This is a genomic window from Mycobacterium sp. E2497 (assembly GCF_001668695.1).
GTDB lineage: Bacteria > Actinomycetota > Actinomycetes > Mycobacteriales > Mycobacteriaceae > Mycobacterium.
In genome coordinates this window covers 15,961-32,944 of record NZ_LZKD01000123.1, presented here as the reverse complement: position 1 = coordinate 32,944, position 16,984 = coordinate 15,961, and the positions used below count along the sequence as shown (strand labels likewise).

The window sequence follows — 16,984 nt, the reverse complement described above, 5'->3', positions numbered from 1 at the left end:
CCCTGGCCGGAGGAATCGACGAGTTGTCCGCCTCATAGCGACAACCTCGTCGCCTGCCGCAGAGACAGCACGCGCTGATGAATACGGTATTCGGTGGACCGCGGCATGGATCTAGGCCCGTACCGACCGCGGCCCATCCGACGCACTCTGCCGCGGCCCATCTCCCACCGCAAGGCGTCTGAGATGACTTTCGATGCCCTACCGCGGATCCGAAAGCCCTGTTTATTAAGGGCTTCGATCATTTGACCGATGGTGGCCGGCCCATTGTGGGCGAGGTGCATCGTCAACACGTAACGCAGCTCGATTCCCTGGAGATTCATCCCTGCACCATTGCACCCCGGTACGACACCCCGGTCTTGTCGCTGCGAGGCGGACAACTCGTCGATTCCTCCGGCCAGGGGCCGGTGTGGCGGATGTGACTCATCCTCCGCGAGCCCGAGCACCAGCGAGCCTAAAAGTCGCTGTAAGGCGGGCACATCGACGATTGCTCCGACGCGGGGCGGAAGTGACCGATGTGACCAGGACGTCGGTCGCCGACCGCGGCGTCGGACGCGCGGCGTCGGCCGCGCAAACACTCACGCCTCGAAGCGGTAACCCATCCCCGATTCGGTCACCAAGTGCTTGGGGTGGGACGGGTCGTCCTCGAGTTTGCGTCGCAGCTGCGCCAAATAGACTCTTAGATAATGCGTTTCGGTGGCATACGCCGGGCCCCACACCTCTTTGAGGAGCTCTTCGCGGCCGACCAGCTTGCCGCGGTTGCGGACCAGCACCTCCAGCATCCCCCACTCGGTGGGCGTCAGGTGGACTTCGGCGCCGTTCTTGGTGACCTTCTTGGCAGCCAGGTCGACGGTGAACGCCTCCGTCTCGATCACCGGTTGCTCCAGCTCGGACACCGCGGTGTTGCGGCGGACGGCCGCCCGGAGCCTGGCCAGGAACTCGTCCATCCCAAAGGGTTTCGTCACATAGTCGTCGGCCCCGGCGTCGAGGGCCTCCACCTTGTCGGACGAGTCGGTGCGCGCCGACAACACGATCACCGGCGCGGTGAGCCAGCCCCGCAGCCCGGCCAGCACCTCGATTCCGGAGATGTCCGGCAAGCCCAGGTCGAGGATCACCACGTCGGGTCTGTGCTCGGCGGCGGCGCGCAGCGCGCCGGCACCGCTGGACGCGGTGATCACCTCGTAACCTCGCACGGACAAGTTGATGCGCAGCGCGCGCAGGATCTGCGGCTCGTCGTCGATCACCAATACCCGGGTCATTGCGCCCCGACCATTTCTGGCGCGGCCAGTTCCACCGTCACGGTGAGGCCGCCGCCGGGAGTGTCGCCGGCCGCGATCGTGCCGCCCATGGCCTCGACGAAGCCGCGCGCGACCGACATGCCCAGGCCCACCCCCGTGGTGTTGTCGTGGTCGCCGAGGCGCTGAAACGCTTCGAAGATCTGGTCTTCGGTCCCGTGCGGGATGCCGGGCCCCTCGTCGATGACGTTGATCAGGACGCGGTCGCCCACGCGACCCGCGTTGACCCGAACCACACAGTCGGGTGCGTACCGCAGCGCGTTGTCGATCAGGTTGGCGAGCACGCGCTCGAGTAGCCCCGCGTCGGCCAGCACCACGGCGTCACCCACATCGACCTTGACCCGATCGATGGCGGATCGATAGAAGCCGGTGGCGCCCTTGCCGATACTGATCAGCGCCCGCTGCACGGTCTCCTCCAGATACACCCTTCGCATGTCCGGGCGCACCACACCGGCGGCCAGGCGCGACGAATCGAGCAGATTGCCGACCAGCGCCGTCAGCTGGTCGATCGACTCCTCGATGGTCGCCAGCAGTTCCGCCGTGTCCGCGGGGGAGAAGGCGACGTCCTCGGCGCGCAGGCTGGACACCGCGACCTTGGCCGCCGCCAGCGGCGTGCGCAGGTCGTGGCTGACCGCCGACAGCAGGGAGCGCCGCAGCTCGTCGGCCCGCACGATCGCCTCGGCCCGGCTGGCCTCCTCGGCCAGCTCGCGCTGCCGGATCAGCCCCGCGGCCTGCTTGGCCACCGCGCTCAGCACCCGGCGATCGCGGGCCGAAAGCTTCCTGCCCGCCAACAACATCCAGAACTCGTCGTCGCCGACCTCGATCGCGGTGTCGGCGGAGGCGACGGTGACACACGGATCCCTGCCCACGCACGCGACGACGTCGGCCTTCTTGCCCTCGGCGCGGTCCTCCTCGGCGGGTTCGCGCAGCATGCTGACCGCGCGCTGTGCGTAGGTCTCGCGCACCCGGTCGAGGAGCGTCTCGAGATCAGCGCCGCGCAGCACCGAGCCCGCGAACAGGGTCAGCAGCTCGGCCTCCTGGGAGGCGCGACGGGCTTCCCGGGTGCGTTTGGTCGCGCCGTCGACGAGGACCGCGACGGCGACCGCGACCAGCAGCAGCACCAGTTCGGTGACGGCCGCATCGGGTTCGGCGATGGTGAACGTGTGCCGGGGGGCGGTGAGGAAGTAGTTCAACAACAGGCTGGACAGCACCGCCGAGGCCACCGCCGGGGCGACGCCGCCCAGCAGTCCGACCAGCAGCACTCCGACGAAGAACAGTGCGCTGTCGCCGCTGGTGCCCAGATACGGGTCGAGCGCGTTGACGATGACCGCGCAGATGGCCGACGGCACGATGACGGCGGCCAGCCAAGACGCCACCCGCCGCTCGTTGGGACCCAGCGACGCCGCGCGGAATCCCCGTTTGGACTCCTCGTGGGTGACCAGGTGCACGTCGATCTTGCCCGAGAGCTCGACGATCCTCGCGCCGATGCCCTCCTCGAAGACCCGCGCCCACCGCGACCGCCGCGAGGTGCCGATCACCAGCTGGGTGGCGTTCATCTCGCGGGCGAAATCGAGCAGGGCGGCGGGCACGTCGTCACCGACCACGGTATGCAGCGATGCGTCCAAACTGGTTGCCAGGTCCCGGATCTTGGCCATCCGCGCCTCCGACAGGCCAGCCAGCCCGTCACCGCGGATGACATGCACCACCATCAGCTCGGCGCTGGATTTCGACGCGATCCGCGACGCCCGTCGCACCAACGTCTCCGACTCGGGACCGCCGGTGACCGCCACAACCACCCGCTCGCGGGCCTCCCACATGTCGGTGATCTTGTTTTCGGCGCGGTACTTGGCCAGCGCGGTGTCCACCTGATCAGCGAGCCACAGCAGGGCCAGTTCCCTTAGCGCGGTGAGGTTTCCGCGGCGGAAGTAATTGGACAGCGCCGCGTCGATGCGCTCGGGGGCGTACACGTTGCCGTGGGAGAGCCTGCGGCGCAACGCCTCCGGCGTGATGTCGATCAACTCGACCTGTGCGGCCTGCCGGACAATGGAATCCGGAATGGTCTCTTTCTGCTCGATGCCGGTGATTTGGGCGACGACGTCGTTGAGGCTTTCCAGGTGCTGGACGTTGACGGTGGAGATCACCGTGATCCCCGCGTCGAGCAGTTCCTCGACGTCCTGCCAGCGTTTGGCGTTCTTGCTGCCCGGGGTGTTGGTGTGGGCGAGCTCGTCGACGAGAACGACCTGTGGCTTGCGCGCCAGGACGGCCGGCACGTCGAGTTCGGGAAAGGTGCTGCCGCGATAGTCGATGTAGCGGGGCGGAATGACCTCGATGCCCTCAAGCAGGTCAGCGGTTTTCGCCCTGCCGTGGGTCTCGACCACGCCGGCCACGAGGTCGGTGCCGCGCTCCAGCCGGCGATGCGCCTCGCCGAGCATCGCGTACGTCTTGCCCACCCCTGGGGCCGAACCGAGGTAAATCCGCAGCTCGCCGCGCTTGGGGCGGTGGTCAACGACACTCACGTCAACCATCATCCCCCTATCGCGCTAGCCCGAGACCGGATATCTGTGATCGAGTTGCAGGTTCACTTGCAGTACGTTGACGCATGGTTCACCGAAGAACCCGAGGCCGCGGCCACTTCGGTTCTGCGCCAACACCTCCCGTATCTGGTCCACGCCGACATGCCGGGCCTTGGCCACCCTGGCGACCTGGAGATCGGCGTAGGCCGGCGAGATGTCCGGGTCGAGGCCGCTGGCGCTGGCGGTGACGGCGTCGGCGGGCACGGCCGGGTCGGCGGGCGCCGCGCCGCGGATCGGAACGATCTGGCCGATCGCGTAGTCCTCGCCGTACTTGGCACACTCGACGCGGACCCCCTCGTAGAGGGTGAGGAACGGCGCCGGCGTCGCCTGGCACGGCTCGTTGACGCTGACGACCCGGGTGGGGTGGACGACGTTTCCGCGGGCGTCGCGCGGTCCGATCACCGAAAGGACGGCACCCACACCGCCGCCCGTGCAGAACGGTCGCGAACCGTCGACGTTCTCCAGCCGGCCCACCGCCGCGCTGCGCGCACACACCGTCGTCAACAGGCTCGGCTTGAAGCCCGCGTCCGACGCGGACTTGCCCGTCGCCAGCTGCGCGGGATCGGCGGGTGTGTCGACGATGCTTTCCGGCCCGAGGTTGCTCGCGCCCGACGACAACGGGTCGTAGCCATTGCCGGCCGCCGAGGGGCGGCTCTGAAAGTACTGGGGCAGCGGGTTGCCCGCGGAGTCGGTGAACAGCTGACCGATCAGCCGGCTACCGATCGGCTTCCCGGCGGCGGTGAGAATCGACCCGTCGGCCTTGTCCTGCAGCCCCGGTATCTGCGCCACCAGCCAGACGAACAGCGGGTAGGCGATGCCGGTGATCACGGTCAGCACCAGCAGCGCGCGGAACGCCGCCCAGTGCATGCGGACGAAAGTCGAGAAGCTCATGTCAGGACATCCCCGGGACGAATTGGACGATCAGATCGATCAGCTTGATTCCGACGAAGGGGGCGACGATGCCGCCCAGGCCATAGATGTAGAGGTTGCGGCTCAACAGCTTTGACGCGCTACTCGGCGTGTATCGGACGCCGCGCAGCGACAACGGGATCAGCGCCACGATGATGATCGCGTTGAAGATCACCGCGGACAGGATCGCCGACTGTGGGCTGTGCAGCCGCATGATGTTGATCATGTCCAGCCCGGGGAACAGCGCGACGAACATGGCCGGGATGATCGCGAAGTACTTGGCGATGTCGTTGGCGATCGAGAAGGTCGTCAACGCGCCGCGGGTGATCAGCAACTGCTTGCCGATCTCGACGATCTCGATGAGCTTGGTCGGGTCGGAGTCGAGGTCGACCATGTTGCCCGCCTCTTTGGCGGCCGACGTGCCGGTGTTCATCGCCACACCCACGTCGGCCTGCGCCAGGGCCGGTGCGTCGTTGGTGCCGTCGCCGGTCATCGCCACCAGCTTGCCGCCCTCTTGCTCCCGCTTGATCAGCTCGAGCTTGTCCTCGGGGGTCGCCTCGGCGAGGAAGTCGTCCACGCCGGCCTCGTCCGCAATCGCCCTGGCGGTCAACGGGTTATCGCCGGTGATCATCACCGTGCGAATGCCCATCCTGCGCATCTCGTCGAATCGATCCCGCATGCCCTGCTTGACGACGTCCTTGAGGTGGATCACGCCGAGCACCGCCGATTCGCCGTCGCGGCTCTCGCCGACCACCAGCGGGGTTCCGCCCGCGGCGGAGATGCCGTCGACGAGCTCGCCGAGCTGATGGGGAACCTTGCCACCTTGGCCGCGCACCCATTCCGCGACGGAGCTGGCCGCGCCTTTGCGCAGCTGGTGTCCGTCGACGTCGACCCCCGACATGCGCGTCGCGGCCGAGAACTCCACCCAATGGGCGTGGGCGAGTTCGCCCGGCGTGCGTGCGCGCAGCCCGAAGTGTTGTTTGGCGTATACGACGATCGAGCGGCCTTCCGGGGTTTCGTCGGCGAGGCTGGACAGCTGCGCGGCGTCGGCCAGCTGCTGATCGGAGACACCGTCGACGGGGACGAAGGCGGCGGCCTGCCGGTTGCCCAGGGTGATGGTCCCCGTCTTGTCGAGCAGCAGGGTGTTGACGTCACCGGCGGCTTCCACCGCGCGCCCGGACATGGCCAGCACGTTGCGTTGCACCAGCCGGTCCATGCCGGCGATGCCGATCGCGGAGAGCAGTGCGCCGATGGTGGTGGGGATGAGGCACACCAGCAGCGACACCATGACGATCCCGGTGACGCCGTTTGCGTTGAGCGCCTGGGTGTCCGGCACGCCGGGATTGTTCATCTTGGAGTAGATCGCCAGCGGCTGCAGGGTGGCGACGGCGAAGACGAAGATGATCGTCAACGCGGCGAGCAGGATGTTGAGGGCGATCTCGTTGGGGGTCTTCTGCCGGTTGGCGCCCTCGACGAGCGCGATCATCCGGTCGATGAAGCTCTCCCCGGGCTTTTGGGTGATCCGCACGACGATGCGGTCGCTGAGCACGGTGGTGCCGCCGGTGACCGCCGAGCGGTCACCACCGGACTCCCGGATCACCGGCGCCGACTCGCCGGTGATGGCCGATTCGTCCACGGAGGCAATGCCTTCGACGACGTCGCCGTCGCCCGGTATCACCTGTCCGGCCTCGACCACCACGACGTCGCCCTGTTGCAGCAGCGGAGCGGCGACCTCTTCCTCGACGGCGGGCGCGCCGGGTTGCCAGTCCTTGAGCCGCCGGGCCAGCGTCTGGGTCTTGGCCCGGCGCAGGGTTTCGGCCTGAGCCTTGCCGCGGCCTTCGGCGACCGCCTCCGCGAGGTTGGCGAAAAACACGGTGAGCCAGAGCCAGACCACCGTCAGCCAGGCGAACCAGGTCGGGCTGATGATCGCCAGCACGGTGCTCCAGGTGGCACCGATCTCGACGATGAACATGACCGGGTTGCGCCACAAGGTGCGCGGGTCGAGTTTGGCCAGCGCGTCCGGCGTCGAGCGCCACAGCATCTTCGGGTCCAGCAAGCCGCCCTGCACCCGTTTCTTGCTTGCGTGGTCGGTCGGCTGAGCCTCTTCGGCTGTGTCGACGGCGGAGGCGGTCATCAGTGGATTCCTTCGGCGAGAGGGCCCAGCGCCAGCATGGGCAGGAAAGTGAGCGCGACGAGAATCAAGGTCACTCCGGCGACCATTCCGACGAATTGCGGCCGATGCGTGGGCAGGGTGCCCGCCGATTCGGGTGTCTGGCCCTGCCTGGCCAGCGAGCCGGCCAGCGCCAGGACGAGCACGATCGGCAGGAACCTGCCCAACACCATGGCCAGGCCGAGGGCGGTGTTGTACCAGTCGGTGTTGACGCTGATCCCGGCGAAGGCCGACCCGTTGTTGTTGGCCGCGGACGTGAACGCGTACAGCACCTCCGACAGGCCGTGTGGGCCGGTGTTGAGCATGCCGGCGCGCTCTCCCGGCAGCGCCATCGCAATCGCGGTCCCGGTCAGCACGATCAACGGGGTGACCAGGAAATAGCTTGCGGCCAGCTTGATTTCGCGCGGGTTGATCTTCTTACCGAGGTATTCGGGGGTACGGCCGACCATAAGCCCCGCGACGAACACGGTGATCACGGCCAGGATCAGCATGCCGTAGAGGCCCGAGCCGGTGCCGCCGGGTGCGACCTCACCCAGTTGCATGTTGAACATGGTCATCATGCCGCCGAGGCTGGTGTAGGAGTCGTGGAACGAGTCGACGGCGCCGGTGGAGGTGAGCGTGGTCGAGTCGGCGAACACTGCGGAGTCGGCGACGCCGAACCGCTGCTCGAGGCCCTCCATCGCCGAGCCGACCGCGGTCGGCACCGTGCCGTGGTGCTGCAGCTGGAACCACATCATGAAGGTGACGCTGACCGCGTACAGCGACGCCATCACGGATGCGATCGCGTAGCCCTGCTTGGTGTTGCCCACCATGCGCCCGAATGTGCGCGGCAGCGAAAAGCTGATCACCAGGAGCAGGAAGATCTCCAGCCAGTTGGTCCACGCGGTCGGGTTCTCGAACGGATGCGAGGAGTTGGCGTTGTAGAAGCCGCCACCGTTGGTACCCAGCTCCTTGATGGCTTCCTGGCTGGCCACCGGCCCGCCGGTGATGGTCTGCTGCGTCCCGTTGAGGGCGTTGACGACGTGGTCGTTCAGCTGGAAGTTCTGGATCGCTCCTCCCGCGATCAGCAGGATCGCGCCCAACACCGCGATCGGCAGCAGGATCCGCAGTGTGCCACGCACCAGGTCCACCCAGAAGTTCCCCAGCTCTCCGGTCCGCGTGCGCGCGAATCCGCGCACCAGAGCGATCGCGACCGCCATGCCCACGGCGGCGGAAACGAAGTTCTGCACCGCGAGTCCCGCCATCTGCACGAGGTGGCCCTGCGTCGATTCACCGGAATAGGCCTGCCAGTTGGTGTTGGTGACGAAGCTGACCGCGGTGTTCCACGCCAGGCCCGGGGTCATCTTGGTGGCCGGATCGTGCAGGTGTAGCGGCAATTTGCCCTGCACGAGCTGGAACCCGAACAAGAACAGAATGCTGACCGAGGAGAACGCCAGCACGCTGCGCGCGTAGGCGCCCCAGCTCTGCTCGGAGCGAGCGTCCACCCCGATCAGTCGATAGATGCCCCGCTCGACATAACCGTCCTTCTCCGAGGTGTAGACGCGGTACATGTAATCGCCCAACGGCACATGCACCGCAACCAGCGCCAGGACGAGGACGGCGAGGAAGATCAGTCCGGCGGTCGTCCCGGTCATCAGAACCTCTCGGGGAACAGCAGAGCGCAGCCGAGGAACAATGCCAGAAGGACGGAAAGCGCCAAACCGACGATGTTTTCGTAGCTCACAGCCGCTCGACCAGCTTCTGCACCAGGCCGAGTACGGCGAACACCGCCACCGTGAGCACGACAAATGCCACTATGCCCATTTCGAGCCCATCTTGTCTCCGTTCAGCACCGAACACGCGCACGCGAAAGCCCCCCATCGAGTCAGCCACAACGCTGTCCCCGGAGGCAAGGTCAGCTTGAAATTAGCTGGCACCTTTGGGCTAGGGCCTTTGGTTGACAATTCTCTAACGGCGTCGGGGGGCGCCTTTACGGTTTCTTAACGCCCGCCTCGCGGTTTGCATCAGGGATCGTTGGCCGGTGGCTCGTTCGCGAGGAAGTCGTCGATCAGGCGGTTGACGAGTTGCGGCGACTGCCGGTTGGACCAGTGGCCGTTGCCGGGAAGCATCTCCAGCCTGGCGTGGGGAACGCGGCGCGCGGCGTCGACGGTCTGTTCGGCTTTGACCGCACGATCCAGGTCTCCTTGGATGAACAGTGTGGGACAGGCGATTTCGTGGAGTCGCGGCCGCAGGTCCAGCTTCATCTTGAAGAAGCCTATCGAGTCGTTCTGCACGTCGGACGCGCGTGCGCCGTTGGCCAGCACCTCGGCGTGAACCTCGTCGACGATGTCGTCGAAATCGTCGACCGGCCCGGCGAAGAGCGCGTGCCGTGCCAGCCAGGCCACCATCGTGCGGTGACGAAACACCATCGTCGACACCCCGGAGACCACCGGCCAGAGTTTCGCCGTCAACCACAGCAGCTGATGCACCACGGGCGGGAACGAGAGGATGCCGGCGGGTGCGAGCGCGACGACGCGACGCACCCGGCCGGGTTCGGCGATGGCGTAGGCCAGGCTCAGCGCGCCGCCTTGGGAGAGCCCGACCAGATCGGCGCGGTCGACGCCGAAATGATCCAGGATGTCGGTGATGCACTGCAGCAGCCGATCGATTCCGGCGTGACCGTGCCAGGGTCGGCTGCCGCCCTGTTTGGGCCAGTCCAGGGCGTAGACGCGGTGGTGCTGCGCCAAGACCGGGATGAGCCGGCGCCAGCTCAGCATCGCGTTGTCCACGCCTGCGCCGCTGAGCAGTAGCACAGGACTTCCGGCCTCGCCCGCCACCAGGACGCGCAGTCTGCCCTCGGGGCAACCGACGAAGACTTCCCACGGCTCAGCGCGCCCGGCGCTCATGCGGCCTCGATCGGTCTCAACGCGCTTTGCCTTTCCGGTCGGCGGGGTCAGGCGCCGGGGCCGGCGATCATCGGGATCCGCACCCGGAAAACCGTTCTGCCCTCGGCGGATTCGGCGGTGACGGAGCCGTGGTGGGCCTTGACGATCGAATCGACGATGGCAAGGCCCAGCCCGGTGCCCGAGCTGTTGAGCCTCGAATTGTCGGCCCGGGCAAAACGTTCGAACAAGCGGGGCAGCAGCTCGGGGTCGATGCCCGGCCCGTCGTCGGTGACGCTCAGTTCCGCGACGGGGCCGCCGGGCCCGTCGCGGTGGCAGGCGATCGCAGTCGTGACGGTGACCCCCGGCGGGGTGTGCACCCGGGCGTTGTTGAGCAGGTTGCTGACCAGCTGGTGTAGCCGCGCATGATCGCCGCGGACCCACACCGGCTCGTCGGGCAGGTCCTTCACCCAGTGGTGCGTGGGCGCCGCGACCGCCGCGTCGTTCACGGCGTTGACCACGAGCTCGGCCAGGTCGACGTCCTCGCTCTGCAGGTCTTGCCCTTCGCCGAGGCGGGAGAGCAGGAGCAGCTCGTCGACCAGCAGCGTCATGCGCCGCGCTTCGGACTCGATGCGGGCCAGCGCGTATTCGGTGGTCGGCGGCAACTCGGAGCTGTCCTGGCGGGTGAGTTCGGCGTATCCCTGAATCGCCGCCAGCGGCGTGCGCAGTTCGTGGCTGGCGTCGGTGATGAATTGCCGCATGCGCAGATCGGATTCGGCACGCTGCGCCAGCGCACTGTCGACGTTGTCGAGCAGCCTGTTCAGGGTGTGGCCGACGATGCCGACCTCGTTCTGCTGGTTGGTGTCCCGCGGTCTCACCCGGACGCTGATGCGGTGGTCGTCGTCGGTGAGCGGCATGGCGGCGACTTCGGCCGCGACGCCGGCCAGCCGGCGCAGCGGCCGAAGGGTGTAGCCGACGACCCACACGGTGAGCCCGGCGGTGACCGCCAGCGCGGCCGCGATGAGCACGGTGGTGGTGAGCTGCTTGCGCGCGATGATCTGGTCGGCGAGATTCAGCGACACCCCGGCGATCAGGACGTCGGATCCGTCGACGTGGCTGTTGAGCCGGTAGAACCCGAGGCTGCGCAGGTTTTCGGTCCGTGGCGGCCCCTCGCCCCATGACTGCGCTTCGATGGCGCGAACCACGTCGGCGGGCGCCGGCCGCGCCTCGGCTTCCGAGAACACCGCCGATCCGATGACGGTCCCGTTGTGCAGCACCACGATCAGGTTCCCCGGCGTCTGGTCGGGGAACTGCAGCATCGCCTGGTCCAGCGGCTTGGCACCGGCGGACGGATTGCGTTCGCCCTCAAGGTATTTGGCGTAGGAGTGGCCCAACGCGTCCAGGGAACCGGCGACGTCGGCGTCGCTCATCGAGGTGACGTAGCCGCGCAGGCTCAGCACGGAGACGATTCCCACCGTCATCAGCACCACGCTGACCACGGCCAGTACGCCCAACAGCAATTGGCGCCGCAATGAACGGGGTAGCCACCGCGGAAGGTCTCCGGCCAGGGCATCCCGGTCCGTGGTCATTCCGGTGGCCGCAGCATGTACCCGACACCGCGCACGGTGTGAATCATGGGTTCCCGGCCGGAGTCGATCTTCTTCCTCAGGTACGAGATGTAGAGGTCGACGATGCTGGTGCGGCCGGCGAAGTCGTAGTTCCAGACGCGGTCGAGGATTTCGGTGCGGCTCAATGCGCGGCGGGGGTTGCGCATGAGAAAGCGCAGCAACTCGAACTCGGTCGAGGACAGCGATATCTGGGTGCCGTCGCGGGTCACCTCGCGGCTGGCGGTGTCGACCCTCAGGTCGCCGACTTTGAGGGTTTCGGCGGCCGGCGGCGTCTGCTGGCCCGAACGGCGCAGCAATCCGCGCAGCCGGGCGACGAGCTCTTCGAGGCTGAACGGCTTGGTCATATAGTCGTCGGCGCCCGCGGTCAGGCCGGTGACCCGGTCCATGACGGAGTCCCGCGCCGTCAGGAAGAGCGTCGGGGTATAGGGCTCGGACTGGCGGACGCGTTCCAGGATCCGCAGCCCGTCGACGTCGGGAAGCATGATGTCGAGCACCAGGACGTCGGGGCTGACCTTGTCGAACTTCGCCAGCGCTTCGCGCCCGTTGTGGGCGATGTCGACAACCCAGCCCTCGTAGTGCAACGCCATCTTCACCAGGTTGGTCAGCGCCGGCTCGTCATCGACCAGTAGGACCCTGATCGGAGACCCGTCGGCGCGGTAAATCCTGGGTAGCTGCCCGAGGATGGCTTGGCGAGGGCGCTGGCCTCCCGCGTATCCCGACATTGCCGTCATGTCCCTCCATTCTGGCAAATCACACACCGAACTGTCACGGAGCTCATAGAAACCTCAAATGTGCGGATGTCGGCCGCGTCACATCACATGCCGCTCAAATATGAGTTTCATATGTGTCGCATCAGCCAGCTTGAGATGAGCTGAGTTCCCAAAAATACTGGGATGCATGGTCGTTGGTCTGGCGGGCCAGAGTATTTGCGAGGTTAGGCTCTCCAAATCGTCAGCGCAAGAGTCGATTTCGGTAATCGAATCCCGTGTTATCGCGACGCGTACCGTCGGTGCCGAACGCGTACCCACGACGGCCGGGGACGACGACGTCTCCAATTGTCGTTAAGAGCAAGTTACGTGGTGTTACGAATCCTGGTCGTCTGAAACGTTTTTCAGAGGTCCGGGCCGGCGGAACGCCGCTTCGACTGCGGTCACTCAACTAGCAAAGGAAAGCAATGGACTTTGGCGCGTTGCCTCCGGAGGTCAATTCCGGCCGGATGTATGTGGGGCCCGGGCCAGCGACGCTGCTGACCGCGTCGGCGGGATGGGATTCGCTGGCCCTGGAGCTGAACTCGGCGGCCGGTGGCTATGAGTCGGTGATCACGACCCTGACGGACGAATGGCTGGGGCCGACATCGACGGCTATGGCCGCCGCGGTCGCTCCCTACGTGGTGTGGCTGCGGGCCACCGCGGAGCTTTGCGAGCAGTCGGCGACCCAGGCCACCGCCGCGGCGGCGGCCTACGAAGCGGCGTACGCGATGACGGTGCCGCCCCCGCTCATCGCGGCCAACCGTGCCCGCCTCATGGCGTTGATCGCCACGAACGTCCTGGGGCAGAACACGCCGGCCATCATGGCGACCGAGGCCGAATACAGCGAGATGTGGGCGCAGGATGCGACCGCGATGTACACCTACGCCGCCAGCTCCGCCTCCGCGTCGACCTTCGGCGCCTTCGCGCCGCCGCCGCAGACGACCAATCCGGGCGGCATCGCCGGCCAGGCGGGCGCGGTGAGCCAGGCGACCGGCACCCAGGCCGGCAGCGCCGCCCAGACGGCGTCATCGCAGGTGATGTCAAGCGTTCCGCAGGCGCTGCAGAGTATGTCGACGCCCGGGTCCACGTCCGGCGCGGGCCTGTCGCAGGCGGCGGTGGGCACCGGGGCGTCATTGGGAACGTCCGGGGCCTCGAGTCCCCTCAGTGCGCTTTCCAGCTTGACCGGCACGTCGAAGAGCGCGACGAAGACGGCCAGCACGGGCCTGAGCGCCGCGTCGGGTCTGGGGACGGCTCTCGGCGGCACCGCCGGCACGGGGGATGCGGCCGGGCTGGCCTCGGACGTGGTCGGCGTGGGATCCGATTTCGCCGGCCTGGGCGGGGATGGCGCGGGTTTGGGCGCCGACGGCGCCGGAATCGGGATGGACGTGTACGGCCTGGGAATCGACCTGCAGGGAGCGGGCTCGATCCTCGGGGCCGAAGGCGGTGCGGTCCCCGGGTTGGGCGGCCTCGGGGACGCGGCCGGCCTGGGAGCCCTCGGGCCGGTCGGGGGCCTCGGCGAAGGCGCGTCGGCGGGCGTGGGCCAGGCGGCCTCGCTGGGAACGTTGTCGGTGCCGCCGAGTTGGGCAGACACCGTCTCGTCGGTGACACCGCTGCCCGCCGCCCTCGACGCCAACGTCGCGCCGGCCGGGTGGGGCGCGGCGCCGACGGCGCCGCAGGCCACCGGAATCTCCAAGCTGCCGCTGGGCGCCATGGTCGGGCGTGAGTCCGACGGCGGGGTTCACCGGATCGGGTTCCGTCCCTCACTGATTCCGCGTTCGCCGGTGGCCGGATAGCCCGGCCCGCAAGGGTTTCCGAACAAACCGAAAGGGCCCGCACACCACGGTGTGCGGGCCCTTCGAGTGAGGACGCGGCGTCAGGCCCAGCTGGACCCGACGGCGCTGTCGGTGCTGGCCATGTTGCTGCCGGCGCTCTGCACCTTCTGGCCGTGGGCGTTGGCCTGCTCGTAGATCACCTGGAAGTTGCGACCCAACTGGGTGATGAACTCCTGGCAGGCCACCGAACCGGCACCGCCCCAGAAGTCACCCGCAGCAAGCACATCGCGAACGATGGCCTGGTGCTCAGCCTCCAGAGACGCGGCCTGGGCCCGGATCAAGGCACCGTGGGCGTCGACATCGCCGAACTGGTAATTGATTGTCATTGCTTAGCTCCTTAAAAGTATTGGACAGCAGTAGTTTTCGGCTGCTAGCTGCTCAGGATCTGCTGCGAGGCCTGCTCTTGCTGCTCGTAGTTGTTCGCGTCGCGGATCAGCCCGTCGCGCACCCCGTGGAGCATGTTGACGATGTTGCGGAAGGCCTGGTTGACCTGACCCATGGTGTCGTACGAGGTGGCCTGCGCCTGACCGCTCCAGCCCGAGCCGGCGATGTTCATCGACGACGCCCACATCTTGCGGGCCTCGTCCTCGACGGTCTGGGCGTGGACCTCGAAGCGGCCCGCCATCGCCCGCATTTCGTGCGGGTCGGTCATGAAACGTGTTGCCATGTTGCTTTCTCCTTATCCTTGCAAGCCTTCAGTGTCGAAGTCTTAACAGTTGCAATTGATGCGGTGGTGGCCGCGTTATAGACAGATTACGGCCTACCGGTTAACTGATCGCCTCAAACGGGTGACATATACCCCCTAATTTCCCGTATCGGTGGTCCCGACATCAGACAACAACTTGCTTGGGCATGACGATCGGCTTGAAGCCGTACCGCGGCCCGGTGCCGTAGGCGCCGGCGCCCTTGGCCGCCGCGGCCATACCCGGCATGCCAGGCATCGCGGCGACCGGCTCGGCCTCGGCCGCGGCCGTCCACCCGGAGCCCTCGAGGGGTGCGGTGGAGGACGCCAACGACGCCGGGGCGGCCGCATTCCAGCCGGCCGGCACGGACAGCCCGCCGACCGCGGAGGCCTCGCCCAGGGCGGCCGATGCGCCCGCACCGGACACCGAGCCGACCATGGTGCCCTGCACCATCCCACCGGCGAGCGGCGTGACCGAGTCGGTGAGCGCGAACGGGATCGCGGGCACCGTGCCCAGCGTGTGGCCCAGCGACACGGCCGTCGGGATGGTGTTCATGACGAACCAGGCCGCGGTGTTCACACCGCCGTTGATGCCGTTGAGCACGGCGGGCGTGCCGAGGAAGTTGTCGATCGAGCCCAGCAGGCCCGGGAACGTGGGCGTGATGGGGTCGGCGGCCACCGTCGCCGCCGAGGTGACCGGGGCAAGCAGCGCCTGGGCGGTCCCGGCCGTCGAGTCAGTGCCGAGGGCGGCGCTGTCCGCGGCCGCGGCGGCCGCCGGGCTCGTGGTCGACGTCAGCGGCGTCACGGGAGTCAGCACCCCGGCCGCCAGCGAGGCTGCCTGGTACGCCGCCATGGCGGCGGCATCCTGGGCCCACATTTCGGCGTACTGCGCGTCCAATGCCGCGATCTCGGCGGCGACGGTCGGGATGACGGCGAACGGCAACAATGCCGCCTGCGTAGTTCTGTTGGCGATGACCAGTTGCGGCGGCACCACCGCCGCGTACACCGCCTCGAACGCCGCCGCCGACGCCGTGGCCTGGGCACTCGCCTGCTCGAGCGTCGCCGCGGTCTCGGTCAGGTAGGTGATGATCGGCTGGGCCGCGGCCGCCGCCGCCGCCGATCCGCCTCCCGTCCACTGCTCGCTGGTCAACAAAGCGATGATCGACTCCCACTGTGTCGCCGTGGTGCTGATCTCGGCACCGAGGTTGGCGTAGGCCGCCGCGGCTGCCATCAGCGGCGCCGAGCCCGCACCGGAGTAGATGAGCGAGGAGGTGATCTCCGGGGGAATTGCTGCAAAGTCAAGAACCATTTGTGTTTCCTGCTCCTTTTGTCTTTTGGAATTCGAAGTCTGTGGGGATTGCCCGAAGGGTCAGACGGTCGCTGGTTTCGGCATGACGATCGGCTTGACGCCGTAGCGCGGCGCACCGAAGCCGGCGCTGTTGCGCGCGGCCGCGCCCATCCCCGGCATCCCGGGGATGACGGTCCCCATGCCGGCCTGCGGGGCGGCGGCGGTCCAGCCGACCGTCTCGAGCGGCGCGGCGCTGGTGCCCACCACCGGGGTGGCCGAGCCGGCCCAACTCGGCGGCACCGAGAGGTTGCTGACCATGGTCGCCGAGCCCATCGAGGCCATCGGCATGGCACCCAGCCCGGCCATGCCTCCGCCGGCCACGGGCGCCGTGACGTCGGCCAGGCCCGCCGCGTCGGCGGCCGCACCGGCTGCATCCGCCGCGGAAGTGTCGAGCAGGCCGCCACCGGCCAGGCCCAGCAGGTCGGACGCGGCGGAGGCCCAGTTGCCACCACCGATGTTCAAGATGTTGGCGCCGTTGCTCGAGAGGCCGAACATCCCGCCGAGCATGGCCGGGTTGGTGCCGTTGCCGGTGCTACCGAGCAGATATGAGAGCCAGTCGAGGGCACTGCCGGGCGTCGCGGTAGCAGTAGCAGCCGTCGTGGTGGGAGCTGTCGAATCCAAGGCTTGAATACCGGACTGGGCCGCGTTGATGGCCTCGGTGGTCCCGTAGCTGTTGGAGCTGATGCCCAGGGTCTGCGCGTAGTTTTCCAGCAGCGTCTGTGCCTCGGCGGCGATGGTCTGGTACTGGGTGCCGTACGCGGTGAAGATGGCCGCTTGCTGGGCCGACACCGGGTCGGCGCCCGCGGGGATGATCGCCGTCGTCGCCGGCGCCGCACCCGCGTTCTGCGCCGCCAGGTTGGTGTTGATCCCCGACAGCAGCTGCTCCGCAGCTAACATCTCTTGTGTCTGTGTCGTCAGAAATGACATCGATTGCTCCTTG

16 protein-coding genes are annotated in these 16,984 nt (G+C 67.6%); 1 reads left to right on the top strand and 15 read right to left on the bottom strand.

The genetic code is table 11. The features are described from left to right. Positions 1-32 precede the first annotated feature (32 nt). From A5713_RS29135 to A5713_RS09760, 11 genes are all read right to left on the bottom strand, one after another. A complete protein-coding gene (locus tag A5713_RS29135; protein WP_067919054.1) occupies positions 33-320 on the bottom strand; it encodes a hypothetical protein in 288 nt (95 codons plus the stop codon). A gap of 255 nt (positions 321-575) precedes the next feature. Then, complete coding sequence (locus A5713_RS09800) at positions 576-1,256, bottom strand: response regulator (protein ID WP_067928272.1); 681 nt, start codon at positions 1,254-1,256, stop codon at positions 576-578. Beyond that, entirely contained in the window at positions 1,253-3,820 is a 2,568-nt protein-coding gene (locus A5713_RS09795; RefSeq protein WP_068095049.1) for a sensor histidine kinase KdpD, read from the bottom strand. Before A5713_RS09795 ends, A5713_RS09800 begins: the two co-directional genes overlap by 4 nt. Before the next feature lie 12 nt (positions 3,821-3,832). Continuing rightward, positions 3,833-4,756: a potassium-transporting ATPase subunit C gene (locus tag A5713_RS09790; RefSeq protein ID WP_068095047.1), complete on the bottom strand. Its 924-nt coding sequence runs from the start codon at positions 4,754-4,756 to the stop codon at positions 3,833-3,835. A gap of 1 nt (position 4,757) precedes the next feature. Beyond that, entirely contained in the window at positions 4,758-6,908 is a 2,151-nt protein-coding gene (gene kdpB / locus A5713_RS09785; protein ID WP_068095042.1) for a potassium-transporting ATPase subunit KdpB, read from the bottom strand. Then, the gene (gene kdpA / locus A5713_RS09780) at positions 6,908-8,578 is read right to left on the bottom strand and encodes a potassium-transporting ATPase subunit KdpA (RefSeq protein WP_068095039.1); all 1,671 of its coding nucleotides are present in this window, start codon (positions 8,576-8,578) and stop codon (positions 6,908-6,910) included. Before kdpA ends, kdpB begins: the two co-directional genes overlap by 1 nt. Beyond that, entirely contained in the window at positions 8,578-8,667 is a 90-nt protein-coding gene (gene kdpF, locus A5713_RS29670; protein ID WP_082972872.1) for a K(+)-transporting ATPase subunit F, read from the bottom strand. The genes kdpA and kdpF overlap by 1 nt, the downstream gene beginning before the upstream one ends. Further along, entirely contained in the window at positions 8,664-8,816 is a 153-nt protein-coding gene (locus A5713_RS29130) for a hypothetical protein (RefSeq protein WP_231980317.1), read from the bottom strand. The genes kdpF and A5713_RS29130 overlap by 4 nt, the downstream gene beginning before the upstream one ends. A 131-nt stretch (positions 8,817-8,947) precedes the next feature. After that, positions 8,948-9,829 (bottom strand): alpha/beta fold hydrolase, encoded by an 882-nt coding sequence (locus A5713_RS09770; RefSeq protein ID WP_068095031.1) that lies wholly within the window; start codon positions 9,827-9,829, stop codon positions 8,948-8,950. A 47-nt stretch (positions 9,830-9,876) separates the two neighbouring features. After that, positions 9,877-11,394, bottom strand: a complete 1,518-nt coding sequence (locus A5713_RS09765) for a cell wall metabolism sensor histidine kinase WalK (RefSeq protein ID WP_067928252.1) — start codon at positions 11,392-11,394, stop codon at positions 9,877-9,879. Further along, positions 11,391-12,164 (bottom strand): response regulator transcription factor, encoded by a 774-nt coding sequence (locus A5713_RS09760; RefSeq protein ID WP_068095028.1) that lies wholly within the window; start codon positions 12,162-12,164, stop codon positions 11,391-11,393. Before A5713_RS09760 ends, A5713_RS09765 begins: the two co-directional genes overlap by 4 nt. Positions 12,165-12,607: 443 nt before the next feature. Between A5713_RS09760 and A5713_RS09755 the strand changes: the two genes are divergently transcribed. Further along, positions 12,608-13,975, top strand: coding sequence for a PPE domain-containing protein (locus A5713_RS09755; RefSeq protein ID WP_068095025.1), 1,368 nt, complete (start codon positions 12,608-12,610; stop codon positions 13,973-13,975). Between the two features lie 80 nt (positions 13,976-14,055). Here A5713_RS09755 and A5713_RS09750 read toward each other — a convergent pair whose 3' ends face one another. From A5713_RS09750 to A5713_RS09735, 4 genes are all read right to left on the bottom strand, one after another. Further along, complete coding sequence (locus A5713_RS09750) at positions 14,056-14,340, bottom strand: WXG100 family type VII secretion target (protein ID WP_046182844.1); 285 nt, start codon at positions 14,338-14,340, stop codon at positions 14,056-14,058. A gap of 44 nt (positions 14,341-14,384) precedes the next feature. Next, positions 14,385-14,681 (bottom strand): WXG100 family type VII secretion target, encoded by a 297-nt coding sequence (locus A5713_RS09745; protein WP_007168951.1) that lies wholly within the window; start codon positions 14,679-14,681, stop codon positions 14,385-14,387. A 163-nt stretch (positions 14,682-14,844) separates the two neighbouring features. After that, on the bottom strand, positions 14,845-16,005 hold the full coding sequence (locus A5713_RS09740) for a PPE domain-containing protein (protein WP_068095022.1): 1,161 nt from the start codon (positions 16,003-16,005) through the stop codon (positions 14,845-14,847). Positions 16,006-16,065: 60 nt separating this feature from the next. Beyond that, on the bottom strand, positions 16,066-16,971 hold the full coding sequence (locus tag A5713_RS09735) for a PE domain-containing protein (protein WP_068095063.1): 906 nt from the start codon (positions 16,969-16,971) through the stop codon (positions 16,066-16,068). Positions 16,972-16,984: the final 13 nt, after the last annotated feature.

Coding starts and splice junctions, on each gene's coding strand:
- A5713_RS09740 (WP_068095022.1), bottom strand. CDS start 16,005: ATGGTTCTTGACTTTGCAGCAATTCCCCCGGAGATCACCTCCTCGCTC.
- A5713_RS09745 (WP_007168951.1), bottom strand. CDS start 14,681: ATGGCAACACGTTTCATGACCGACCCGCACGAAATGCGGGCGATGGCG.
- A5713_RS09760 (WP_068095028.1), bottom strand. CDS start 12,164: ATGACGGCAATGTCGGGATACGCGGGAGGCCAGCGCCCTCGCCAAGCC.
- A5713_RS09800 (WP_067928272.1), bottom strand. CDS start 1,256: ATGACCCGGGTATTGGTGATCGACGACGAGCCGCAGATCCTGCGCGCG.
- A5713_RS29135 (WP_067919054.1), bottom strand. CDS start 320: ATGAATCTCCAGGGAATCGAGCTGCGTTACGTGTTGACGATGCACCTC.
- A5713_RS09795 (WP_068095049.1), bottom strand. CDS start 3,820: ATGATGGTTGACGTGAGTGTCGTTGACCACCGCCCCAAGCGCGGCGAG.
- A5713_RS09770 (WP_068095031.1), bottom strand. CDS start 9,829: ATGAGCGCCGGGCGCGCTGAGCCGTGGGAAGTCTTCGTCGGTTGCCCC.
- kdpA (WP_068095039.1), bottom strand. CDS start 8,578: ATGACCGGGACGACCGCCGGACTGATCTTCCTCGCCGTCCTCGTCCTG.
- A5713_RS09755 (WP_068095025.1), top strand. CDS start 12,608: ATGGACTTTGGCGCGTTGCCTCCGGAGGTCAATTCCGGCCGGATGTAT.
- kdpB (WP_068095042.1), bottom strand. CDS start 6,908: ATGACCGCCTCCGCCGTCGACACAGCCGAAGAGGCTCAGCCGACCGAC.
- A5713_RS09765 (WP_067928252.1), bottom strand. CDS start 11,394: ATGACCACGGACCGGGATGCCCTGGCCGGAGACCTTCCGCGGTGGCTA.
- A5713_RS09790 (WP_068095047.1), bottom strand. CDS start 4,756: ATGAGCTTCTCGACTTTCGTCCGCATGCACTGGGCGGCGTTCCGCGCG.
- A5713_RS09735 (WP_068095063.1), bottom strand. CDS start 16,971: ATGTCATTTCTGACGACACAGACACAAGAGATGTTAGCTGCGGAGCAG.
- A5713_RS09750 (WP_046182844.1), bottom strand. CDS start 14,340: ATGACAATCAATTACCAGTTCGGCGATGTCGACGCCCACGGTGCCTTG.